Annotated in this window: 22 protein-coding genes; 14 read left to right on the top strand and 8 right to left on the bottom strand. The window is 51.2% G+C overall.

Going from position 1 to position 22,267, the window contains the following annotated elements:
* Positions 1 to 62: 62 nt before the first annotated feature.
* Positions 63 to 821 carry a metalloprotease LoiP gene (loiP, locus tag HUZ68_RS18615; protein ID WP_000701842.1) on the bottom strand — a complete coding sequence of 253 codons (759 nt, stop codon included), beginning with the start codon at positions 819 to 821 and terminating at the stop codon, positions 63 to 65.
* Between the two features lie 277 nt (positions 822 to 1,098).
* Between loiP and tkt the strand changes: the two genes are divergently transcribed.
* A complete protein-coding gene (gene tkt / locus HUZ68_RS18610) occupies positions 1,099 to 3,090 on the top strand; it encodes a transketolase (RefSeq protein ID WP_000098613.1) in 1,992 nt (663 codons plus the stop codon).
* Between the two features lie 218 nt (positions 3,091 to 3,308).
* Here the strand turns inward: tkt and HUZ68_RS18605 are convergent, their stop codons facing one another.
* Positions 3,309 to 4,217 (bottom strand): prohibitin family protein, encoded by a 909-nt coding sequence (locus HUZ68_RS18605; protein WP_000646940.1) that lies wholly within the window; start codon positions 4,215 to 4,217, stop codon positions 3,309 to 3,311.
* A 377-nt stretch (positions 4,218 to 4,594) separates the two neighbouring features.
* On the opposite strand from HUZ68_RS18605, the gene cmtB reads away from it, so the two are divergent.
* The 6 genes from cmtB to HUZ68_RS18575 are packed head-to-tail and all read left to right on the top strand — an operon-like array spanning position 4,595 to position 9,949.
* Entirely contained in the window at positions 4,595 to 5,038 is a 444-nt protein-coding gene (gene cmtB, locus HUZ68_RS18600; protein WP_001239650.1) for a PTS mannitol transporter subunit IIA, read from the top strand.
* Positions 5,039 to 5,065: 27 nt separating this feature from the next.
* On the top strand, positions 5,066 to 6,454 hold the full coding sequence (cmtA, locus tag HUZ68_RS18595) for a PTS mannitol transporter subunit IICB (protein ID WP_000428805.1): 1,389 nt from the start codon (positions 5,066 to 5,068) through the stop codon (positions 6,452 to 6,454).
* Positions 6,455 to 6,468: 14 nt separating this feature from the next.
* The gene (locus tag HUZ68_RS18590; protein ID WP_000853226.1) at positions 6,469 to 7,746 is read left to right on the top strand and encodes a zinc-binding dehydrogenase; all 1,278 of its coding nucleotides are present in this window, start codon (positions 6,469 to 6,471) and stop codon (positions 7,744 to 7,746) included.
* Entirely contained in the window at positions 7,743 to 8,708 is a 966-nt protein-coding gene (gene glpX, locus HUZ68_RS18585; protein WP_112925199.1) for a class II fructose-bisphosphatase, read from the top strand. The genes HUZ68_RS18590 and glpX overlap by 4 nt, the downstream gene beginning before the upstream one ends.
* Positions 8,709 to 8,729: 21 nt before the next feature.
* Positions 8,730 to 9,239, top strand: coding sequence for a fumarase E (gene fumE / locus HUZ68_RS18580; RefSeq protein ID WP_000224122.1), 510 nt, complete (start codon positions 8,730 to 8,732; stop codon positions 9,237 to 9,239).
* A complete protein-coding gene (locus tag HUZ68_RS18575; RefSeq protein ID WP_115740009.1) occupies positions 9,236 to 9,949 on the top strand; it encodes a nucleoside/nucleotide kinase family protein in 714 nt (237 codons plus the stop codon). Before fumE ends, HUZ68_RS18575 begins: the two co-directional genes overlap by 4 nt.
* On the opposite strand, the gene HUZ68_RS18570 is transcribed toward HUZ68_RS18575, so the two are convergent.
* Genes HUZ68_RS18570 through HUZ68_RS18550 form a run of 5 tightly spaced genes read right to left on the bottom strand, consistent with a single transcriptional unit; the run spans position 9,921 to position 12,997 of the window.
* Positions 9,921 to 10,598: an ABC transporter ATP-binding protein gene (locus tag HUZ68_RS18570; protein ID WP_000956885.1), complete on the bottom strand. Its 678-nt coding sequence runs from the start codon at positions 10,596 to 10,598 to the stop codon at positions 9,921 to 9,923. The two genes, HUZ68_RS18575 and HUZ68_RS18570, sit on opposite strands and share 29 nt — an antisense overlap.
* Positions 10,592 to 11,269 (bottom strand): ABC transporter ATP-binding protein, encoded by a 678-nt coding sequence (locus HUZ68_RS18565; RefSeq protein ID WP_024250013.1) that lies wholly within the window; start codon positions 11,267 to 11,269, stop codon positions 10,592 to 10,594. Before HUZ68_RS18565 ends, HUZ68_RS18570 begins: the two co-directional genes overlap by 7 nt.
* On the bottom strand, positions 11,257 to 11,964 hold the full coding sequence (locus HUZ68_RS18560) for an energy-coupling factor transporter transmembrane component T (RefSeq protein ID WP_000553212.1): 708 nt from the start codon (positions 11,962 to 11,964) through the stop codon (positions 11,257 to 11,259). Before HUZ68_RS18560 ends, HUZ68_RS18565 begins: the two co-directional genes overlap by 13 nt.
* On the bottom strand, positions 11,965 to 12,543 hold the full coding sequence (locus HUZ68_RS18555; RefSeq protein ID WP_115740008.1) for an ECF transporter S component: 579 nt from the start codon (positions 12,541 to 12,543) through the stop codon (positions 11,965 to 11,967).
* A 22-nt stretch (positions 12,544 to 12,565) separates the two neighbouring features.
* Positions 12,566 to 12,997, bottom strand: a complete 432-nt coding sequence (locus tag HUZ68_RS18550) for a PPC domain-containing DNA-binding protein (RefSeq protein WP_000988700.1) — start codon at positions 12,995 to 12,997, stop codon at positions 12,566 to 12,568.
* 371 nt (positions 12,998 to 13,368) lie between these two features.
* On the opposite strand from HUZ68_RS18550, the gene epd reads away from it, so the two are divergent.
* The 7 genes from epd to srsR all read left to right on the top strand — a co-directional run bounded on the left by epd (position 13,369) and on the right by srsR (position 20,785).
* Entirely contained in the window at positions 13,369 to 14,388 is a 1,020-nt protein-coding gene (gene epd / locus HUZ68_RS18545; RefSeq protein WP_000218480.1) for an erythrose-4-phosphate dehydrogenase, read from the top strand.
* Positions 14,389 to 14,437: 49 nt separating this feature from the next.
* The gene (pgk, locus tag HUZ68_RS18540) at positions 14,438 to 15,601 is read left to right on the top strand and encodes a phosphoglycerate kinase (protein ID WP_000111269.1); all 1,164 of its coding nucleotides are present in this window, start codon (positions 14,438 to 14,440) and stop codon (positions 15,599 to 15,601) included.
* A 214-nt stretch (positions 15,602 to 15,815) separates the two neighbouring features.
* Positions 15,816 to 16,895, top strand: a complete 1,080-nt coding sequence (gene fbaA, locus HUZ68_RS18535; RefSeq protein WP_000034372.1) for a class II fructose-bisphosphate aldolase — start codon at positions 15,816 to 15,818, stop codon at positions 16,893 to 16,895.
* A gap of 358 nt (positions 16,896 to 17,253) precedes the next feature.
* Positions 17,254 to 18,114, top strand: a complete 861-nt coding sequence (gene mscS / locus HUZ68_RS18530; RefSeq protein ID WP_000389818.1) for a small-conductance mechanosensitive channel MscS — start codon at positions 17,254 to 17,256, stop codon at positions 18,112 to 18,114.
* Positions 18,115 to 18,252: 138 nt separating this feature from the next.
* The gene (gene argO, locus HUZ68_RS18525) at positions 18,253 to 18,888 is read left to right on the top strand and encodes an arginine exporter ArgO (RefSeq protein ID WP_000626874.1); all 636 of its coding nucleotides are present in this window, start codon (positions 18,253 to 18,255) and stop codon (positions 18,886 to 18,888) included.
* 92 nt (positions 18,889 to 18,980) lie between these two features.
* Entirely contained in the window at positions 18,981 to 19,721 is a 741-nt protein-coding gene (locus tag HUZ68_RS18520) for an oxidative stress defense protein (RefSeq protein WP_086625029.1), read from the top strand.
* Positions 19,722 to 19,888: 167 nt separating this feature from the next.
* Complete coding sequence (gene srsR / locus HUZ68_RS18515) at positions 19,889 to 20,785, top strand: LysR family transcriptional regulator SrsR (RefSeq protein ID WP_000350806.1); 897 nt, start codon at positions 19,889 to 19,891, stop codon at positions 20,783 to 20,785.
* On the opposite strand, the gene scpC is transcribed toward srsR, so the two are convergent.
* Positions 20,782 to 22,260: a propionyl-CoA:succinate CoA transferase gene (gene scpC / locus HUZ68_RS18510; protein WP_000449941.1), complete on the bottom strand. Its 1,479-nt coding sequence runs from the start codon at positions 22,258 to 22,260 to the stop codon at positions 20,782 to 20,784. The two genes, srsR and scpC, sit on opposite strands and share 4 nt — an antisense overlap.
* Positions 22,261 to 22,267: the final 7 nt, after the last annotated feature.

The following is a 22,267-nucleotide window of genomic DNA, read 5'->3' as shown; positions in this document are numbered from 1 at the left end:
TGCCATTCATGTCAGATGCGGCGTGAACGCCTTATCTGACCTACGTTCGACACCACCAGGCTTTACTTAATCCCATCCGCGCTCATGCGATCGCGAATATGCTGGGCGCGTTCGGCGGATGCAGGATGGTCGTCAAACATTGAGCTTTGGCGGCCTTCTTCCAGTTTCGCCAGTTTTTCAAAGCTGGTGGCAAGACCTGCCGGGCTGATGCCGCGTTGGCGCAGAAGATCGTAAGAATAATCATCGGCTTCTGCTTCCTGGCGCTGGGAGAATTGCGAATTGACTAATTTCTCGCCCAGATCACCAAGTTGTGATTGAGATAAACTTCCGACAATCCCGCCCGCAGAGGCCGCAGCTACTCGCACGGCATTTGTACCAAGCGCTACCTGCATCCCTTTCTTCACATGGCCTAACGCTACATGCCCCATCTCGTGACCGATCACCGCTTCGACTTCGTTATCCGTCATCATATCCATCAGCCCGCTATAGACACGGATACAGCCGTTAGCCATTGCAAAGGCGTTCACATCCTTCGCCATATACACTTTGTAATTTACCGGCTGACCGTTGATATTGTTGCCTAGCGCATTGGCAATAGTTGTCAGACGTTTAGCGTATTCGCTATTGGCTGGCGCAATCGTCGCCTTGCTGTCCATCTCCTGACATGCCTGATCGCTCAGGGTTTTCACCTGCGCATCACTCAAACTGTAAGCCTGAAAAGCTTCCGCTCCTGATGAGAGCAGTCCGTTGGAGTCCATATTCTGGCAACCGGTCAGTACCGTTGCCACGCTCATTGCTACCAATAAGGCGCGAATTTTCATGTTTTTTCTTCCGCACAAGGTCAGGATTATTCTAAAAATGCGCCGTTTGCAGGTGAACCGACGCTCAGTCTCAGTATAAGGAAAAGCGCAGCGGACGGGCGAGTAGATTGCGCAACATGCGAGCATGATCCAGAGATTTCTGAAGCAGCAAAAGGATGTTCCATGTACATGACGCGCGGCTTGCGGTAAATTGTTGGCAAATTTTCCGGCGTAGCCCAAAACGCGCTGTCGTCAAGTCGTTAAGGGCGTGCCCTTCATCATCCGATCTGGAGTCAAAATGTCCTCACGTAAAGAGCTTGCCAATGCTATTCGTGCGCTGAGCATGGACGCAGTACAGAAAGCCAAATCCGGTCACCCGGGTGCCCCTATGGGTATGGCTGACATTGCCGAAGTCCTGTGGCGTGATTTCCTGAAACACAACCCGCAGAATCCGTCCTGGGCTGACCGTGACCGCTTCGTGCTGTCCAACGGCCACGGCTCCATGCTGATCTACAGCCTGCTGCACCTCACCGGTTACGATCTGCCGATGGAAGAACTGAAAAACTTCCGTCAGCTGCACTCTAAAACTCCGGGCCACCCGGAAGTGGGTTACACCGCTGGTGTGGAAACCACCACCGGTCCGCTGGGGCAGGGTATTGCCAACGCAGTAGGTATGGCGATTGCAGAAAAAACGCTGGCGGCGCAGTTTAACCGTCCGGGCCACGACATTGTCGACCACTACACCTACGCCTTCATGGGCGACGGCTGCATGATGGAAGGCATCTCCCACGAAGTTTGCTCTCTGGCGGGTACGCTGAAGCTGGGTAAACTGATTGCGTTCTACGATGACAACGGTATCTCTATTGATGGTCACGTTGAAGGCTGGTTCACCGACGACACCGCAATGCGTTTCGAAGCTTACGGCTGGCACGTTATTCGCGACATCGACGGTCATGACGCAGCATCCATCAAACGCGCAGTAGAAGAAGCGCGCGCAGTGACTGACAAACCGTCCCTGCTGATGTGCAAAACCATCATCGGTTTCGGTTCCCCGAACAAAGCCGGTACTCACGACTCCCACGGTGCGCCGCTGGGTGATGCAGAAATCGCTCTGACCCGCGAACAGCTGGGCTGGAAATACGCACCGTTCGAAATCCCGTCTGAAATCTATGCGCAGTGGGATGCGAAAGAAGCAGGCCAGGCGAAAGAATCTGCATGGAATGAGAAGTTTGCGGCTTACGCGAAAGCTTATCCGCAGGAAGCAGCTGAATTTACCCGCCGTATGAAAGGCGAAATGCCGTCTGACTTCGACGCGAAAGCGAAAGAGTTTATCGCTAAACTGCAGGCTAATCCGGCGAAAATCGCCAGCCGTAAAGCGTCGCAGAATGCTATCGAAGCGTTCGGCCCGCTGTTGCCTGAATTCCTCGGCGGCTCTGCTGACCTGGCACCGTCTAACCTGACCCTGTGGTCTGGTTCTAAAGCAATCAACGAAGATGCTGCGGGTAACTACATCCACTACGGTGTTCGCGAGTTCGGTATGACCGCGATTGCTAACGGTATCTCCCTGCACGGTGGCTTCCTGCCGTACACTTCCACCTTCCTGATGTTCGTGGAATACGCACGTAACGCCGTACGTATGGCTGCGCTGATGAAACAGCGCCAGGTGATGGTTTACACCCACGACTCCATCGGTCTGGGCGAAGATGGCCCGACTCACCAGCCGGTAGAGCAGGTCGCTTCTCTGCGTGTGACCCCGAACATGTCTACATGGCGTCCGTGTGACCAGGTTGAATCCGCGGTAGCGTGGAAATACGGTGTTGAGCGTCAGGACGGCCCGACCGCGCTGATCCTCTCCCGTCAGAACCTGGCGCAGCAGGAACGTACTGAAGAGCAGTTGGCAAACATCGCGCGCGGTGGTTATGTGCTGAAAGACTGTGCTGGTCAGCCGGAACTGATCTTCATCGCCACCGGTTCTGAAGTTGAACTGGCGGTTGCTGCCTACGAAAAACTGACTGCCGAAGGCGTGAAAGCGCGCGTGGTTTCCATGCCGTCTACCGACGCATTCGACAAGCAGGACGCGGCTTACCGTGAGTCTGTCCTGCCGAAAGCTGTTACTGCACGCGTTGCGGTGGAAGCGGGTATTGCTGACTACTGGTACAAGTATGTTGGCCTGAACGGTGCTATCGTCGGTATGACCACCTTCGGTGAATCTGCTCCGGCAGAGCTGCTGTTTGAAGAGTTCGGCTTCACTGTTGATAACGTTGTTGCGAAAGCAAAAGCGCTGCTGTAATCAGTAAGACGTTTTGTGAGAAGGGCCGCGAAAGCGGCCCTTTAGATTATTGGTAAAGTGCGCGTTGTTCATGTCGGATGCGGCGTGAACGCCTTATCCGACCTACAAGATCGTGCAAATTCAATATATTGCAGGAAGTATGTAGGCCTGATAAGCGTAGCGCATCAGGCAGTTTTGCTTTTGCCATCACTCTCAAGGGCCGCGAAAGCGGCCCTTTTTTACTTAGTAGAGATAAACGGAACTGTGCTGCCGGGGATCATGGTATCGGGCAGTTTACCGTCCCAACGTTCGGCAGTGGTGAGGGCTACAAGTCCGGGATTATCCCGCAGAGCTTCACCGCGCAGGCGGATTGCTTCTGCTTCAGCCGCACTTTTTAAACGAATAGTTTCAGCCTCTGCCGCGCCTCTTACGCGAATAGTTTCCGCTTCTGCTTTGGCTGCCGCCAGTTTACTGTCTGCTTCTGCCTGGGCCTGAGTTACCGCTATTTGCGCCTGGATTTTCTCTGTTTCCAGATTTTGCTTACGCGTGGCAATGGCGACTTCTGCTTTCATTCGGTCTTCAATCGACTTTTCATAAGCGTCAGAAAAATCAATATTTTCAATCTGGACCCCGTCAATTACCACTGGCCCAACAACGGCTTTGCGCATGGCATTTTGCAGATCCTGAACCAGTTTTGTACGATCCTGTACAGCGCTGATGGCGGTATATTGGCCGAAAACGTTCTCCAGTTGAGTTGGCAACTGACGGACAATCAGACGATCTTTTAATGCTTCAATGGTGTTGTAGGTGGTATAAACCGCGCCTGCTTCTGAAGGTTTAATGTGGAAGCTGACTGATACTGTCATTTGTGCCGGTTGCTGGTCGCGGCTGTAGGCCTGTAATCCCTGATAGACCACAGCCTGATTACGCGTGGAAATTTTCTCCACGCTTTCCATAAACGGGATCTTAAAACCCAGACCCGGCTCGGCAACTTTTACGATTTTTCCGTAGCGCAGCAAAATGCCGCGTTCACCTTCATTAACGGTGTAATACGAGAGAAATGGCAGCACAACCACGGCAAGCACGCCAATGGCGATAGCAAGAGATTTTTGTGGGCGAAATGAGGTTAATGAAACAGGTGCTTTCATGACAATCTTCCTTGAGTAAAGTGTGGGAATATGTCACATGAGATGAGGAGAAAACAGCCGACAGGTGAGAATTCAGAATCTATAAAGGGGTATAGCGAAAAAACATTGTATTAGAAAAGTATGTTTTCGAACATTCAATAAATAAATAGAGATATGCATCACAAATACAATAACAAACAAAATGTTGATTTTGTGATAAACATAACAAATACAAAGTTGACTTTAAAAATATCAATTTCATATTGTTGTTATTTAAGGTTTTATTATTTTGGTTTATGGGGTTTTTCTTCTCGCGTACCCAATTGCTTTCATTAAACCGCACGAGTATTTTATTTTTACCGCCGGACGGTACCCTAAAAATAAAATAAGGATAATTTATGCGGCTTAGTGATTATTTTCCAGAATCATCAATCTCAGTTATACATTCAGCAAAAGATTGGCAGGAAGCTATCGATTTCTCGATGGTATCATTGCTGGATAAAAACTATATCAGCGAGAATTACATTCAGGCAATTAAAGATTCCACCATTAACAATGGCCCTTATTATATTCTCGCACCAGGCGTGGCAATGCCTCATGCGCGACCGGAATGTGGGGCGCTTAAAACCGGGATGTCTTTGACATTACTTGAACAAGGTGTTTATTTTCCGGGGAATGACGAACCAATTAAATTACTCATCGGACTCTCTGCTGCCGATGCCGATTCGCACATTGGCGCTATTCAGGCGTTAAGTGAATTACTGTGCGAAGAAGAAATACTCGAACAACTCTTAACAGCATCATCAGAAAAACAATTAGCGGACATTATCAGCCGCGGATAATTACTCTCTCCTCTACAGGATAATATTATGGAAAACAAGTCTGCTCGTGCAAAGGTCCAGGCTTTTGGGGGCTTTTTGACTGCAATGGTCATCCCCAATATTGGTGCTTTTATTGCCTGGGGTTTTATTACTGCGTTATTTATTCCCACCGGTTGGCTGCCTAACGAACATTTCGCCAAAATTGTCGGCCCGATGATTACCTATTTATTGCCCGTGATGATTGGTTCTACCGGTGGTCATCTGGTCGGCGGTAAACGCGGCGCGGTCATGGGCGGAATAGGTACTATTGGTGTGATCGTCGGCGCAGAGATCCCGATGTTCCTTGGCTCAATGATTATGGGGCCGCTCGGTGGTCTGGTCATAAAATATGTTGATAAGGCACTGGAAAAACGCATACCTGCCGGTTTTGAGATGGTTATCAATAACTTCTCATTAGGTATCGCGGGGATGCTCCTTTGCCTGCTGGGTTTTGAAGTGATCGGCCCGGCGGTGTTAATTGCCAATACTTTCGTCAAAGAGTGTATTGAGGCGCTGGTACATGCGGGTTATCTGCCTCTGCTGTCAGTCATCAATGAACCGGCGAAAGTGCTTTTCCTTAATAATGCGATCGATCAGGGCGTCTATTATCCGCTGGGAATGCAACAGGCTTCGGTTAACGGTAAATCCATCTTCTTTATGGTGGCCTCTAACCCAGGTCCGGGCCTGGGGCTGCTGCTGGCGTTTACCTTGTTTGGTAAAGGGATGAGTAAACGTTCTGCGCCCGGGGCGATGATTATTCACTTCCTCGGTGGGATCCACGAACTGTATTTCCCATATGTGCTGATGAAGCCGCTGACTATTATTGCCATGATTGCGGGCGGTATGTCTGGCACCTGGATGTTTAACTTACTGGACGGTGGTCTGGTGGCTGGCCCAAGTCCGGGGTCTATCTTTGCTTACCTGGCGCTGACGCCGAAAGGTTCGTTCCTGGCGACAATTGCCGGTGTTACGGTAGGTACCCTGGTGTCCTTTGCTATCACTTCGCTGATACTGAAGATGGAAAAAACGGTGGAAACGGAGAGCGAAGATGAGTTTGCTCAGTCAGCCAATGCGGTTAAGGCGATGAAACAAGAGGGTGCATTCTCGTTAAGCAGGGTTAAGCGTATCGCCTTTGTTTGCGATGCGGGGATGGGCTCCAGTGCGATGGGCGCGACCACCTTCCGTAAACGCCTGGAAAAAGCGGGGCTGGCAATTGAAGTAAAACATTACGCCATAGAAAACGTGCCTGCGGATGCGGATATCGTCGTTACTCATGCCAGTCTGGAAGGGCGCGTGAAACGTGTGACGGATAAACCACTGATATTGATTAATAACTATATTGGCGATCCAAAACTCGACACTTTATTTAATCAATTAACCGCCGAACATAAACACTGATTACAGAGGTAAAAATGAAAACCAAAGTTGCTGCTATTTATGGCAAGCGGGATGTCCGTCTGCGCGAATTTGAACTGCCAGAAATTACCGATAATGAATTACTGGTGAGTGTGATTTCTGACAGCGTCTGTTTATCCACCTGGAAAGCGGCGTTACTCGGTAGTGAACATAAACGCGTACCCGACGATTTAGAAAATCATCCGGTCATTACCGGGCATGAATGTGCCGGGGTTATTGTCGAAGTGGGTAAAAATCTCACTGGCAAATATAAAAAAGGCCAGCGTTTTGTATTGCAACCGGCGATGGGGTTACCAAGCGGATATTCAGCGGGCTACAGCTACGAATATTTTGGCGGCAATGCCACTTATATGATTATTCCCGAAATCGCCATTAATTTGGGCTGCGTATTACCGTATCACGGCTCTTATTTTGCTGCGGCGTCGCTGGCAGAGCCTATGTGCTGCATTATTGGTGCTTATCATGCCAATTATCACACCACGCAATATGTTTATGAGCATCGCATGGGCGTCAAACCTGGCGGTAATATTGCACTGCTGGCGTGTGCAGGTCCGATGGGCATTGGCGCTATCGATTACGCCATTAACGGCGGCATACAACCGTCGCGGGTGGTGGTGGTCGATATCGACGACAAACGTCTGGCGCAGGTACAGAAGCTGCTGCCGGTGGAACTGGCGGCCAGTAAAGGCATTGAGCTGGTGTATGTGAATACCAAAGGGATGAGCGATCCTGTACAGATGCTGCGGGCGCTGACAGGAGATGCCGGGTTCGATGACATTTTTGTTTATGCGGCGGTGCCTGCTGTCGTTGAGATGGCTGATGAATTACTGGCGGAAGATGGCTGTCTGAACTTCTTTGCCGGGCCGACGGATAAAAACTTCAAAGTGCCGTTTAATTTCTACAACGTTCATTACAACAGCACGCACGTCGTCGGTACATCCGGCGGTTCAACGGACGACATGAAAGAGGCGATTGCCCTTAGCGCCACTGGGCAGTTACAGCCGTCGTTTATGGTGACCCATATCGGTGGCCTGGATGCGGTGCCAGAAACCGTGCTCAATCTGCCGGATATCCCTGGCGGTAAAAAACTCATTTATAACGGCGTGACCATGCCGCTCACTGCCATTGCCGATTTTGCCGAAAAAGGCAAAACCGATCCGCTGTTTAAAGAGTTGGCGCGGCTGGTTGAGGAAACGCACGGCATCTGGAATGAACAGGCCGAGAAATATCTGCTGGCACAATTTGGCGTTGATATCGGGGAGGCCGCGCAATGATGTCCCTGGCGTGGCCATTATTTCGCGTTACGGAACAGGCAGCGTTGGCTGCCTGGCCGCAAACCGGATGTGGCGACAAAAATAAAATTGATGGCCTGGCGGTCACCGCGATGCGCCAGGCATTAAACGACGTCGCTTTTCGTGGACGAATGGTTATCGGCGAAGGAGAAATTGACCATGCGCCGATGCTGTGGATTGGCGAAGAGGTGGGCAAAGGCGATGGGCCAGAAGTCGATATCGCGGTTGATCCCATTGAAGGCACGCGGATGGTGGCGATGGGGCAGAGCAATGCGCTGGCGGTCATGGCTTTCGCCCCTCGAGATAGCCTGTTACATGCACCCGATATGTATATGAAAAAGCTGGTTGTTAATCGACTGGCTGCCGGGGCGATTGATCTGTCTTTGCCTCTGGCGGACAACTTGCGTAACGTGGCGCGGGCGTTAGGTAAACCGCTGGACAAGCTGCGCATGGTTACGCTGGATAAACCGCGTCTGAGTGCCGCGATTGAGGAAGCAACACAGCTGGGGGTGAAAGTTTTTGCCCTGCCGGATGGCGATGTCGCCGCCAGCGTGCTGACCTGCTGGCAGGATAATCCTTACGACGTGATGTACACCATCGGCGGCGCGCCGGAAGGCGTGATTTCTGCCTGTGCAGTCAAAGCGTTAGGCGGAGATATGCAGGCGGAATTAATCGATTTTTGTCAGGCTAAAGGGGATTACACGGAAAATCGGCAGATTGCAGAGCAGGAGCGCAAGCGTTGCAAGGCAATGGGCGTTGAAGTGAACCGTGTGTACTCGCTCGACGAACTGGTGAGGGGGAACGATATCCTCTTTAGCGCTACGGGCGTCACGGGCGGCGAGCTGGTGAACGGTATCCAACAGACGGCGAATGGGGTGCGGACGCAGACATTACTGATCGGCGGCGCGGACCAAACGTGTAATATAATAGACTCCCTGCATTGATGGTGATCTATCGGAAGACCAATGGCGACGCTGACAGAAGATGATGTGCTTGAGCAACTGGATGCACAGGACAATTTATTTTCATTTATGAAAACTGCGCATTCTATTTTGCTCCAGGGAATACGCCAGTTTCTGCCGTCGCTGTTTGTCGATAACGATGAAGAGATCGTGGAATATGCAGTGAAGCCGTTACTTGCCCAAAGCGGCCCGCTTGACGATATTGATGTTGCACTGCGTTTGATTTATGCGCTGGGGAAAATGGATAAATGGCTGTACGCCGATATCACGCATTTTTCCCAGTTCTGGCATTACCTGAACGAACAGGATGAAGCGCCCGGATTTGCCGATGACATGACCTGGGATTTTATCAGCAACGTCAATAGCATAACCTGCAATGCGACGCTCTATGACGCGTTGAAAGCGATGAAGTTCGCCGATTTCGCCGTCTGGTCAGAGGCGCGTTTTAGCGGAATGGTCAAAACGGCGCTGACGCTGGCAGTAACGACCACCTTAAAGGAATTAACGCCGTGAAAATTGAATTAACGGTGAATGGGCTGAACGTGCAAGCGCAGTACCATGATGAAGAGATAAAACGCGTGCATAAACCGTTGCTGCGTATGCTGGCAGCCTTACAGACGGTAAATCCGCAGCGGCGTACGGTGGTTTTTCTTTGCGCTCCGCCGGGGACGGGGAAATCTACCCTAACCACCTTCTGGGAATATCTCGCGCAACAAGACCCGGAACTGCCCGCTATTCAGACGCTGCCGATGGATGGTTTTCACCATTACAATAGCTGGCTGGATGCGCATCAATTGCGCCCCTTCAAAGGCGCACCAGAGACATTTGACGTAGCGAAACTGGCGGAAAATCTGCGCCAGGTCGTGGAAGGGGATTGTACGTGGCCGCAGTATGATCGACAAAAGCATGATCCTGTTGAAGATGCGTTGCACGTTACCGCACCAATAATCATTGTCGAAGGAAACTGGCTATTGCTGGATGACGATAACTGGCGCCAGCTAGCGCAATTTTGTGATTTCTCGATCTTTATCAATGCGCCAGCTACTGCGTTGCGGGAACGACTGATGGGGCGCAAGCTGGCGGGAGGGTTATCGCTGACAGACGCAGAAGCTTTTTATGACCGTACCGACGGGCCGAATGTTCGCCGGGTGCTGGAAGAGAGTCTGCCTGCAAATTTGACCTTAATGATGACCGCTACGGGTGAATATCGTCTGGTGGATTAATGTTCCTGATTAGACCATCTTCCAGTCGCACCACACGAGAGAAATGACGCCGGGTAAATGCGGCGTCATGACTGATTGCTACGACACTCGTGCCTCGCTGGCGGCACTTCTCCAGCCAGCTTTCAAACACGCTCAACCAATTTTCGTCAAAATCCCGACTCGGCTCGTCCAGCAGCAATAGTGGCGGAGAGAGTGCTTCCAGGCAGGCGACGGCGACCATCCGTCGCTGCGCACTATGCAGATCCAACGGGTGCGCGCTGGCAGTGTCTGCTAACTGACAACATTGCAGGGCAGCATGGGTACGTTGAGTGATTTCATCCGCCGGGCATTTTTGCAGTTTCAAACCAAATGCGATCTCGTCAGCGACGGTGCTGTGAAAAAGTTGGTTTTCCGCTTCCTGAAACAGTACGCCAATCTTTGCCGCGCGCTGGCGGTTTTTCAGGTTTTTCATCGCCTGTTGTTGCAGCATAACCGTACCGGCTGTGGGCGTAAGAAGACCTGCCATTACTCGTAACAGCGTCGATTTCCCTGCGCCATTGTCACCGGTCAGCGCCAACCATTCACCTTGTTTGAGTTGCAGAGAAATGTCGCAAAGACAATCCGTTGCCGCGCCAGGCCAGCGATAAGATATCTGATTTAACGTTAACATAGTGGCTGGAGCGCTCCGTTTTGCAATTGCCACGCTTGCTGGCAGTAGTTCAGGAAAGGTGTGCGATGACGTTCAAAAAGAATAATCAGCGAACCACGTTCAAACGCCCAGTGTTGTAAGCGCTGCAACAGCATTTCGCTGGCCTGCGGCGTCAGGCGGCTAAAGGCTTCATCAAGAATTAATAGCTTTGGCTGCATCGCGATGGCGCAGGCGATGACCACGCGCTGTGTCTCTCCACCGGAGAGTGTTGCCGGGTGACGATGGCGCAACGGCTGGCACTCGGTCAGAGTCAGGGCGGCATCAATCCGCGCCATAATCTCTGCTTCAGCAAGACACAGATTTTCTGGCCCAAAGGCAACTTCTTCTTCCACGCTAAAGGTACAGCCGGAGAGCTGCAAATAGGGCGATTGCTGGACGAGCTGGATGGTGGCGGATTGTTCATTAAGCGGGAGATGCCCAATGGGCGTACCGAGGAGCGTCCCCGTGCCTGTTATCTCTCCTGGCAGAAAGTCCGGATACCAGCCCGCCATCAGCTGTGCCAGCGTACTTTTGCCACTGCCGTTGTCACCAAAGATGGCGACCATCCCCGGTTTGACATAGTGAAAGTTATAACAGAACGGAGGATGCGTTGAGTGTGTCGGGCAATAACGGAACTGTTCTAACGTAACCATATCCACGCTCCGAATTCTGTCAGCATCAGCAAGATCATGGTGTAACGCGCTACGCGTTGTAGGGTGCTATCGGCTGGTGCCCACAACGTTGTTCGTCGGTTGTGGATCCGAAATGCCCGCATATCCAGCGCCGCACCGCGGACAGCAAGATCGTTTAGCGCATTGTGTGTTAGCGGAATAATTAACGCGGGCATCGCACGTAAACGCTGATACCAGCCCTCATCCAGCGGCACGCCGCGGGCACGCTGCGCTTCATGAATAATCGCTAATTGCCGTTTTAACTGCTCAACGACCAATAACGGCCCGGCAAACAGATAAGCGACGCCTGGCGGCAGGCGAGAAGCAAACAGAGCGCGGATAAAACATTGCACGGGGACGTACTGCATCCACAACTGTGAGGTTGAAACAATCGCCAGAATCCGCAACCAGAGCGTAATAGCATGCGTCCAACGCTCCGGCGAACGCGGCGTGCCGCTTAGCCATTCTGTTAGCCAGCCACCGTGTACCAGCCACAGCCCGGCTCCCAGCGAGAACATCAGCCAGGCGACATATTTTGCACGCCGCCGCGTGGCCTTTAGCGCAATAAGGCAAAAAAAGGTCGCCGCGCTATAGATCGGCAAAATGGTCTGCGCGGGCAGGATAAGCGTGGTGCAGGCCGCCAATGCCCATAGTGTTAATGAGGTAAATGGATGCATTTAGCGCACGGCAGCCATTGCCGGAAAATGGCGCGTGGTGCGAATCGGCAGCTGGCGCAGTAAAAGCCAGACAATCACCGCTGTAAGAGTTTTATCGACCAGGTTCGCGCCTATCACCGTAATCGCCACTGACTCCACCAGGTTTTGCCCCATCGAGTGCATCCAGGCAACGAACAAATCGGCTCCGCTACCGGTGACACCGCCGAACAGCGCAGTACGCAGCGGTACAGCGACGACCGTTACCGCAAGCGTAATAATCACGCCGCTGACAACGACTTTTGGTAGGGTGCGAAACCAACCCGCTCGCGCCAGCCAACCGGCGACCAGGCCGATGACCATCGCCACGGGCGCAAATGCGGCGGCGATCGGGTCGGTCAGCAATCCCCAGAGTAAATTGGTCAGTAAACCGGTCAGCATCCCGATCACCGGACCAAGCAGTACCGCGCTAATAAGTGTGCCGATGGAGTCGAGAAATATAGGTAATTTGACCATGCTGGCCAGTTGCCCGCCGATCATATTGATGGCGATAGATATAACGATTAACACCAGCACCTGACTGGAAAAGTGGCTACGCGCCATAAGAAAACCTCTCTGAAAGTAGTTATTTAACGGGGGAAATATGCAACTCGTCGTAACCAGAAAGCGCGCAAGGTTGGCGGCTAAACGCCAGTTCCTCAAGGCTACCGATCACCAGTTCAAGCGTGGTCCGCACGGTACAGCCGGGCATCATATGACCGCCAAGCATCGTGCCGTGTGGATCGGAAACGCAGAGATGAAGATGCTCACCACTCTGTTCCAACGTGCCGTTTAGTGAGATCACTTCGAATGTACCGTTCAGGAGCGTGGTGCCTTCTTGCCCGGCATAGCGCAAGGCGATGTCAGTCAGGCTACCGGTACAGCCTGCAATCCAGGCGGCATGAAGTTGCTGCTGCTGTGCAAAAGCGTGTAGCTGGGAAAAAACTTCCTGCCCGGGGAGGAGGCGCAGTGCGTAAAAGCGTGCGGAGGAAGAATATGGGTAGGGCAATGTCATCATTGGAGTACTCCGAAACTCGGACGTATTGCGGATAATATCGACGCTGCATCAGTCATATTCTGATAAAAGTCAGGGTTTGTGACGGCACAACGAAAAGATTTTGCTACGCTTATTCGTGATTCTGCAAAGTGGAATAAATTCCACAGGGGCGGGGCTGAAAACGTGACGTAAGTCAGATATTTGTTTTCTTTGACTGGACAATCATTCCTTTTATTCCACGTTTCGCTTATCCTAGCTGAAGCGTTTCAGTCGATTAAATGTTCGACAATTAACCAATCAGTCGCAGTTTGCGACAGGTAAGGTTTCCCCGGACGATTTGCTGGATTACTCTGTCTGGCAAATTTGCTCAGGGAAAACCTTGCAGGAGATCTATGACCGTACGCGTAGCGATAAATGGCTTCGGTCGCATCGGGCGTAATGTGGTTCGTGCTTTGTATGAATCCGGACGCCGGGCGGAAATTACCGTGGTGGCAATCAACGAACTGGCGGATGCTGCGGGCATGGCGCATTTGTTGAAATATGACACCAGCCATGGCCGTTTTGCATGGGAAGTACGACAGGAACGCGATCAACTTTTTGTTGGTGATGACGCCATCCGCGTATTGCATGAACGTTCACTGCAATCGCTCCCCTGGCGTGAACTTGGCGTTGATGTAGTCCTCGACTGCACCGGCGTATATGGCTCCCGCGAGCATGGCGAAGCGCATATTGCCGCCGGGGCCAAAAAAGTGCTCTTTTCACATCCTGGCAGTAACGATCTCGACGCGACCGTTGTTTACGGCGTCAATCAGGATCAACTTCGTGCGGAACACCGCATCGTTTCTAACGCTTCCTGTACCACGAATTGCATAATTCCCGTCATCAAATTGTTAGATGATGCGTACGGTATTGAGTCCGGCACTGTGACCACAATTCACTCCGCCATGCACGATCAACAGGTTATTGATGCATACCATCCTGACCTGCGTCGCACCCGGGCAGCCAGCCAGTCGATCATTCCGGTCGATACTAAACTGGCCGCCGGTATCACACGATTTTTTCCGCAATTTAACGATCGCTTTGAAGCGATTGCGGTACGTGTGCCAACCATAAATGTGACGGCAATCGATTTAAGCGTGACGGTGAAGAAACCTGTAAAAGCCAATGAAGTCAACCTGTTGCTGCAAAAAGCAGCACAAGGTGCATTTCATGGTATAGTTGACTATACGGAATTGCCGTTGGTCTCTGTAGATTTTAACCACGATCCGCACAGTGCCATTGTCGATGGCACCCAAACCCGGGTCAGTGGCGCACACCTGATCAAAACGTTGGTCTGGTGCGATAACGAATGGGGCTTTGCTAACCGAATGCTCGACACGACGTTAGCTATGGCTACTGTTGCTTTCAGGTAAGACGCAAGCAGCGTCTGCAAAACTTTTAGAATCAACGAGAGGATTCACCATGTCTGTAATTAAGATGACCGATCTGGATCTTGCTGGGAAACGTGTATTTATCCGTGCGGATCTGAACGTACCAGTAAAAGACGGGAAAGTAACCAGCGACGCGCGTATCCGTGCTTCTCTGCCGACCATCGAACTGGCCCTGAAACAAGGCGCAAAAGTGATGGTAACTTCCCACCTGGGTCGTCCTACCGAAGGCGAGTACAACGAAGAATTCTCTCTGCTGCCGGTTGTTAACTACCTGAAAGACAAACTGTCTAACCCGGTTCGTCTGGTTAAAGATTACCTCGACGGCGTTGACGTTGCTGAAGGTGAACTGGTTGTTCTGGAAAACGTTCGCTTCAACAAAGGCGAGAAGAAAGACGACGAAACCCTGTCCAAAAAATACGCTGCACTGTGTGACGTGTTCGTAATGGACGCATTCGGTACTGCTCACCGCGCGCAGGCTTCTACTCACGGTATCGGTAAATTCGCTGACGTTGCGTGCGCAGGCCCGCTGCTGGCAGCTGAACTGGACGCGCTGGGTAAAGCACTGAAAGAACCTGCTCGCCCGATGGTGGCTATCGTTGGTGGTTCTAAAGTATCTACCAAACTGACCGTTCTGGACTCCCTGTCTAAAATCGCTGACCAGCTGATTGTTGGTGGTGGTATCGCTAACACCTTTATCGCGGCACAAGGCCACGATGTGGGTAAATCCCTGTACGAAGCTGACCTGGTTGACGAAGCAAAACGTCTGCTGACCACCTGCAACATCCCGGTTCCGTCTGATGTTCGCGTAGCAACCGAGTTCTCTGAAACCGCTCCGGCTACCCTGAAATCTGTTAACGATGTGAAAGCTGACGAGCAGATCCTGGATATCGGTGATGCTTCCGCTCAGGAACTGGCTGAAATCCTGAAGAATGCGAAAACCATTCTGTGGAACGGTCCGGTTGGCGTGTTCGAATTCCCGAACTTCCGCAAAGGTACTGAAATCGTGGCTAACGCTATCGCAGACAGCGAAGCGTTCTCCATCGCTGGCGGCGGCGACACTCTGGCAGCAATCGACCTGTTCGGCATTGCTGACAAAATCTCCTACATCTCCACTGGCGGCGGCGCATTCCTCGAATTCGTGGAAGGTAAAGTACTGCCTGCAGTAGCGATGCTCGAAGAGCGCGCTAAGAAGTAAAAAATCACAGGGCAGGGAAACCTGCCCTTGTTTCAGCGCGCTTTTAGAGCACGCATTTTTTCATACTCTAAATAATTCGAGTTGCAGGAAGGCGACAAGAGAGTGAATCCCCAGGAGCTTACATAAGTAAGTGACTGGGGTGAGCGAACGCAAACGCAGCACATGCAACTTGAAGTATGACGAGTATAAGGCCCGACGATACAGGACAAGAGACATGTCTAAGATTTTTGATTTCGTAAAACCTGGCGTAATCACTGGTGATGACGTACAGAAAGTTTTCCAGGTAGCAAAAGAAAACAACTTCGCACTGCCAGCAGTAAACTGCGTCGGTACTGACTCCATCAACGCCGTACTGGAAACCGCTGCTAAAGTTAAAGCGCCGGTTATCGTTCAGTTCTCCAACGGTGGTGCTTCCTTTATCGCTGGTAAAGGCGTGAAATCTGACGTTCCGCAGGGTGCTGCTATCCTGGGCGCGATCTCTGGTGCGCATCACGTTCACCAGATGGCTGAACACTATGGTGTTCCGGTGATCCTGCATACCGACCACTGCGCGAAGAAACTGCTGCCGTGGATCGACGGTCTGCTGGACGCGGGTGAAAAACACTTCGCTGCTACCGGTAAGCCGCTGTTCTCTTCTCACATGATCGACCTGTCTGAAGAATCTCTGCAAGAGAACATCGAAATCTGCTCTAAATACCTGGAGCGTATGTCCAAAATCGGCATGACTCTGGAAATCGAACTGGGTTGCACCGGTGGTGAAGAAGACGGCGTGGACAACAGCCACATGGACGCTTCTGCACTGTACACCCAGCCGGAAGACGTTGATTACGCATACACCGAGCTGAGCAAAATCAGCCCGCGTTTCACCATCGCAGCGTCCTTCGGTAACGTACACGGTGTTTACAAGCCGGGTAACGTGGTTCTGACTCCGACCATCCTGCGTGATTCTCAGGAATATGTTTCTAAGAAACACAACCTGCCGCACAACAGCCTGAACTTCGTATTCCACGGTGGTTCCGGTTCTACTGCTCAGGAAATCAAAGACTCCGTAAGCTACGGCGTAGTGAAAATGAACATCGATACCGATACCCAATGGGCAACCTGGGAAGGCGTTCTGAACTACTACAAAGCGAACGAAGCTTATCTGCAGGGTCAGCTGGGTAACCCGAAAGGCGAAGATCAGCCGAACAAGAAATACTACGATCCGCGCGTATGGCTGCGTGCCGGTCAGACTTCGATGATCGCTCGTCTGGAAAAAGCATTCCAGGAACTGAACGCGATCGACGTTCTGTAAGATATTCCTTTCTGCTTATCTCAAGGCCCGCTCTGCGGGTCTTTTTTTTGCCAAAAGAAAAATTGCCTGATGCGCTACGCTTATCAGGCCTACACGTATCCTGCAATATATTGAATTCGCAGGTTTTTGTAGGCCGGATAAGGCGTTCACGCCGCATCCGGCATGACAAAGCGCACATTGATATCTGTCTGAGCCCCGCTCTGCGGGGCTTTTTTTCGCCAAAAGCAAGGTGATACAGATGAGAAATCTGTGATCTATTTGGCAAAATTATGCTTTATTGTTTACCCTTGTCAGACTGCCCGTCATAAGGCGGCGGAGTGTATTTCTCCATTTTGAGTCAGTTGAAAAGGAATATTGAATGGAAGATTTGAATGTTGTCGATAGCATAAACGGTGCGGGAAGCTGGCTGGTGGCTAACCAGGCGCTGCTGCTAAGTTATGCAGTAAACATCGTGGCGGCACTCGCGATCATCATCGTTGGTTTGATTATCGCGCGGATGATTTCCAACGCGGTGAATCGCCTGATGATCTCCCGTAAAATCGATGCCACTGTTGCTGATTTTCTTTCTGCATTAGTCCGTTACGGTATTATCGCCTTTACGCTAATCGCTGCACTGGGACGCGTGGGTGTACAAACCGCGTCCGTCATTGCTGTACTCGGTGCCGCAGGCTTAGCTGTTGGTCTGGCTTTGCAGGGGTCACTTTCTAACCTGGCCGCTGGCGTGTTACTTGTCATGTTCCGCCCGTTCCGTGCCGGAGAATATGTTGACCTCGGCGGCGTAGCCGGTACTGTGCTGAGTGTGCAGATTTTCTCCACCACCATGCGTACTGCAGACGGTAAAATTATCGTTATTCCGAACGGTAAAATTATTGCCGGAAATATTATTAACTTCTCCCGCGAGCCAGTTCGCCGTAACGAGTTTATTATTGGCGTGGCGTATGATTCCGATATCGATCAGGTTAAGCAGATCCTGACCAATATTATCCAGTCTGAAGATCGCATTTTGAAAGATCGCGAAATGACTGTGCGCCTGAACGAACTTGGTGCATCGTCGATTAATTTCGTGGTCCGCGTCTGGAGCAACAGCGGCGATCTGCAAAACGTGTACTGGGATGTGCTGGAGCGTATTAAACGTGAATTTGATGCCGCCGGTATCAGCTTCCCGTACCCGCAAATGGATGTGAACTTTAAGCGGGTGAAAGAAGACAAAGCTGCGTAATCAACGCTGAGGCCAGATAATACTTTCTGGCCTCTCTCTTATTAGTTTTTCTGATTGCCAATTAATATTATCAATTTCCGCTAATAACAATCCCGCGATATAGTCTCTGCATCAGATACTTAATTCGGAATACCAAACGTGATTTCTTATTACTTTCAAGGTCTTGCACTTGGTGCTGCTATGATCCTACCGCTCGGTCCACAAAATGCTTTTGTGATGAATCAGGGCATTCGTCGTCAGTACCACATTATGATTGCCTTACTTTGCGCTATCAGCGATTTGGTCCTGATTTGCGCCGGGATTTTTGGTGGCAGCGCGTTATTGATGCAGTCGCCGTGGTTGCTGGCGCTGGTCACCTGGGGCGGCGTAGCCTTCTTGCTCTGGTATGGTTTTGGCGCTTTTAAAACAGCGATGAGCAGTAATATTGAGTTAGCCAGTGCCGAAGTCCTGAAGCAAGGAAGATGGAAAATTATCGCCACCATGTTGGCAGTGACCTGGCTGAATCCGCATGTTTACCTGGATACTTTTGTTGTACTGGGCAGCCTTGGTGGGCAGCTTGACGTCGAACCAAAACGTTGGTTTGCGCTCGGGACAATTAGCGCCTCTTTCCTGTGGTTCTTTGGTCTGGCTATTCTCGCAGCCTGGCTGGCACCGCGCCTGCGCACGGCAAAATCACAGCGCATTATCAATCTGGTAGTGGGATGTGTCATGTGGTTTATAGCCTTGCAGCTGGCGAGAGACGGTATTGCTCATGCACAAGCCTTGTTCAGTTAGGCGCTATCTGATGGAAAAATAAAACAGAGGCGCTAAGCTTGCCTCCAGAGGTCCTGAATTTTTGGCAAGTCAATTAACACGGAGAGACTAACGTGAAGTTCAAAGTTATCGCCCTGGCGGCATTAATGGGTATTAGCGGGATAGCAGCGCAGGCTAACGAATTGCCGGATGGACCGCATATTGTCACCTCCGGTACGGCAAGCGTGGATGCGGTGCCAGACATTGCCACTCTTGCGATTGAAGTTAACGTGGCCGCGAAGGATGCCGCTACTGCCAAGAAACAGGCAGATGAGCGCGTCGCACAATACATTTCCTTCCTTGAACTCAATCAGATCGCGAAAAAAGATATCAGCTCAGCGAACTTACGCACCCAGCCAGATTATGATTATCAGGATGGTAAAAGTATCCTGAAAGGCTACCGCGCAGTGAGAACGGTGGAAGTCACGCTCCGTCAGTTAGACAAACTGAATTCCTTGCTGGACGGCGCGCTGAAGGCGGGTCTTAACGAAATTCGTTCTGTGTCGCTGGGCGTGGCGCAGCCGGATGCCTATAAAGACAAAGCGCGTAAGGCAGCGATTGATAACGCGATTCATCAGGCGCAGGAACTGGCGAACGGCTTTCATCGTAAACTGGGGCCGGTATATAGCGTGCGCTACCATGTTTCCAACTATCAGCCCAGCCCAATGGTGCGGATGATGAAAGCCGATGCCGCGCCGGTGTCCGCCCAGGAAACTTACGAGCAGGCCGCTATTCAGTTTGATGATCAGGTCGATGTGGTCTTCCAGTTAGAACCTGTGGATCAACAACCCGCTAAAACACCTGCAGCACAATAATACTTGTAGCCCGACGTATTCGTCGGGCTAATGCCTTTACCCGATATTGCCTCCTTTTTCTGTAATTTTCTGTAAAACCATGACGTAATCACCTATCTTTGCTCGCGGTTTCATCAAGGATAGGCTGACTGAAACGGTTAAGCGGACAAGGATGCGGGGGAGGGGGGATGGACATTTTTATTTCGAAAAAGATGCGCAATTTCATTTTATTAGCGCAAACCAATAATATTGCCCGGGCGGCAGAAAAAATCCATATGACGGCTTCGCCATTTGGTAAAAGCATTGCCGCGCTGGAAGAACAAATTGGCTATACGCTATTTACCCGCAAAGATAATAATATCAGCCTCAATAAAGCCGGACAGGAACTGTATCAAAAACTGTTCCCGGTTTATCAACGGCTTTCTGCGATTGATAATGAAATCCATAACTCAGGGCGTCGTTCACGAGAAATTGTGATTGGCATAGATAATACTTATCCGACAATTATTTTCGATCAGTTGATTAGTCTCGGAGATAAGTATGAAGGCGTGACCGCCCAGCCAGTTGAGTTCAGCGAAAACGGCGTTATCGATAATCTTTTTGACCGCCAGTTAGATTTTATTATCTCCCCACAGCATGTATCTGCACGAGTTCAGGAACTGGAAAACCTGACTATCAGTGAACTACCACCGCTGCGATTAGGCTTTCTCGTTTCTCGCCGTTATGAAGAGCGTCAAGAGCAAGAGCTGCTTCAGGAGCTGCCCTGGCTACAAATGCGCTTTCAGAACCGGGCCAACTTCGAAGCAATGATTGATGCGAATATGCGACCTTGTGGGATCAATCCAACCATTATTTATCGTCCCTACAGTTTTATGGCCAAAATCAGCGCCGTGGAGCGCGGACATTTTCTGACGGTGATCCCGCATTTTGCCTGGCGACTGGTGAATCCGGCAACGCTGAAATATTTTGATGCGCCGCACAGGCCGATGTATATGCAGGAATATCTTTATTCAATCAGAAATCATCGTTATACCGCCACGATGCTTCAGCATATTGCTGAAGATCGTGACGGGACAAACCATTAACCCAGCATCGAGCCGGTTGCAATTAAATTACGGTGTAAGTCGAAGACGTGGCTAAGATCGTGGTGAATATGTCCGCCAGGCGCATTTTCCAGATAGCGATGCAGATAATCCCGATACATAGGATGTGCACAATTATCAATGATCGTGCGGGCGCGTTGAAGCGGGGAAAGACCGCGCAGATCGGCGATCCCTTGTTCGGTGATGATCACTTTGACGCTGTGTTCGCTGTGATCAACATGGCTGCACATTGGCACGACGGTTGAGATCTTGCCTTCTTTAGCAATCGACGGGGCCATAAAGATCGACAGATACGCGTTGCGTTCAAAATCACCGCTGCCGCCGATGCCGTTCATCAGATCGACCCCGGCTACGTGCGTTGAGTTGGCATGCCCGTAAATATCAAACTCCAGGCCGACGTTCAGAGCGATGACGCCCAGACGACGGATGATTTCCGGGTTATTGGAAATCTCCTGCGGACGCAACACAATGCGGCTGGCAAAGTAATCCATATTGTCGTAAATCTTGCGCAGGGAATCGGCCGAGATTGTCAGGCTGGAGGCGCTGGCCCCGCTGATTTTGCCGGTTTCCAGTAAATGCACCACCGATTCCTGTAGCACTTCCGAATACATCATAAACGGAGGAATTTCCGGGTTTTCCCCCAGACGCGCCATTACCGCATTATTGATATTGCCCACGCCACTTTGCAGCGGCAGAAATTCCGGCGGAATACGCCCATGCGCCATTTCCTGCAATAAGAACGTGACCACGTTATCGGCAATCTGCTGGCACATGGGATTTTGCTTATCCAGCATATTACCGGCGTCAGGCAAGTTGGTTTCCACGACGGCGACAATCTTTTTCGGATCGATTTGCACATAGCGGGTACCGACACGATCCATTGCATGGAAGATCGACACGCTATTACGCCGCGGTGGCGCGCCAGGAATCACAATATCTGCCAGTTCTGCAACGCGCGGATCGTGATAGTGATTAAGTTCAATGATCACTTTCTTCGCCCGCAGCAGCCATGTCGGCGCATTACCGATCCCGCTGGTTAACCAGACTCGACCATCCGGTGCCAGTGCCGATGCTTCGATGACGGCAACATCAATGTCGCCGAAGAAACCGTAATTGACCATTTGCGCCACTTCGCTCAAATGCAGGTCAACGAAACTCACCGCGCCCTGATTGATCTTTTTACGTAAACCGGACGATGTTTGATATGGCGCACGCCAGGAAACAGCATCGGCGTCAGAAAGTACATCGTCAGCGGCGGCGCTGATTGACGCCCCCGTCAGCAGGCGAATTTGATACGGCTTTTTGGCCTCATGCTGTTCGTTAGCTCTGCGGGCAATCGCGGTGGGTAGGGCTTTCGGCGAACCCGCTGGGGTAAAGCCGCTAAATGCCACCATGTCGTTATGCTGGATAATTTCTGCCGCTTCATCGGCGGTCATCCTTGTCCACTGAGTTTCCATTTTTACT

The sequence above is a fragment of the Shigella dysenteriae genome, from assembly GCF_022354085.1.
Lineage (GTDB): Bacteria > Pseudomonadota > Gammaproteobacteria > Enterobacterales > Enterobacteriaceae > Escherichia > Escherichia coli.
Note: the sequence above shows the minus strand (reverse complement) of the source record. Positions and strands in the feature narration are given on the sequence as shown.

What these genes read in the sequence shown, in the direction of transcription:
- loiP (WP_000701842.1), bottom strand. Translation starts at nt 821, where the DNA reads ATGAAAATTCGCGCCTTATTGGTAGCAATGAGCGTGGCAACGGTACTG.
- tkt (WP_000098613.1), top strand. Translation starts at nt 1,099, where the DNA reads ATGTCCTCACGTAAAGAGCTTGCCAATGCTATTCGTGCGCTGAGCATG.
- HUZ68_RS18605 (WP_000646940.1), bottom strand. Translation starts at nt 4,217, where the DNA reads ATGAAAGCACCTGTTTCATTAACCTCATTTCGCCCACAAAAATCTCTT.
- cmtB (WP_001239650.1), top strand. Translation starts at nt 4,595, where the DNA reads ATGCGGCTTAGTGATTATTTTCCAGAATCATCAATCTCAGTTATACAT.
- cmtA (WP_000428805.1), top strand. Translation starts at nt 5,066, where the DNA reads ATGGAAAACAAGTCTGCTCGTGCAAAGGTCCAGGCTTTTGGGGGCTTT.
- HUZ68_RS18590 (WP_000853226.1), top strand. Translation starts at nt 6,469, where the DNA reads ATGAAAACCAAAGTTGCTGCTATTTATGGCAAGCGGGATGTCCGTCTG.
- glpX (WP_112925199.1), top strand. Translation starts at nt 7,743, where the DNA reads ATGATGTCCCTGGCGTGGCCATTATTTCGCGTTACGGAACAGGCAGCG.
- fumE (WP_000224122.1), top strand. Translation starts at nt 8,730, where the DNA reads ATGGCGACGCTGACAGAAGATGATGTGCTTGAGCAACTGGATGCACAG.
- HUZ68_RS18570 (WP_000956885.1), bottom strand. Translation starts at nt 10,598, where the DNA reads ATGTTAACGTTAAATCAGATATCTTATCGCTGGCCTGGCGCGGCAACG.
- HUZ68_RS18565 (WP_024250013.1), bottom strand. Translation starts at nt 11,269, where the DNA reads ATGGTTACGTTAGAACAGTTCCGTTATTGCCCGACACACTCAACGCAT.
- HUZ68_RS18560 (WP_000553212.1), bottom strand. Translation starts at nt 11,964, where the DNA reads ATGCATCCATTTACCTCATTAACACTATGGGCATTGGCGGCCTGCACC.
- HUZ68_RS18555 (WP_115740008.1), bottom strand. Translation starts at nt 12,543, where the DNA reads ATGGCGCGTAGCCACTTTTCCAGTCAGGTGCTGGTGTTAATCGTTATA.
- HUZ68_RS18550 (WP_000988700.1), bottom strand. Translation starts at nt 12,997, where the DNA reads ATGATGACATTGCCCTACCCATATTCTTCCTCCGCACGCTTTTACGCA.
- epd (WP_000218480.1), top strand. Translation starts at nt 13,369, where the DNA reads ATGACCGTACGCGTAGCGATAAATGGCTTCGGTCGCATCGGGCGTAAT.
- pgk (WP_000111269.1), top strand. Translation starts at nt 14,438, where the DNA reads ATGTCTGTAATTAAGATGACCGATCTGGATCTTGCTGGGAAACGTGTA.
- fbaA (WP_000034372.1), top strand. Translation starts at nt 15,816, where the DNA reads ATGTCTAAGATTTTTGATTTCGTAAAACCTGGCGTAATCACTGGTGAT.
- mscS (WP_000389818.1), top strand. Translation starts at nt 17,254, where the DNA reads ATGGAAGATTTGAATGTTGTCGATAGCATAAACGGTGCGGGAAGCTGG.
- srsR (WP_000350806.1), top strand. Translation starts at nt 19,889, where the DNA reads ATGGACATTTTTATTTCGAAAAAGATGCGCAATTTCATTTTATTAGCG.
- scpC (WP_000449941.1), bottom strand. Translation starts at nt 22,260, where the DNA reads ATGGAAACTCAGTGGACAAGGATGACCGCCGATGAAGCGGCAGAAATT.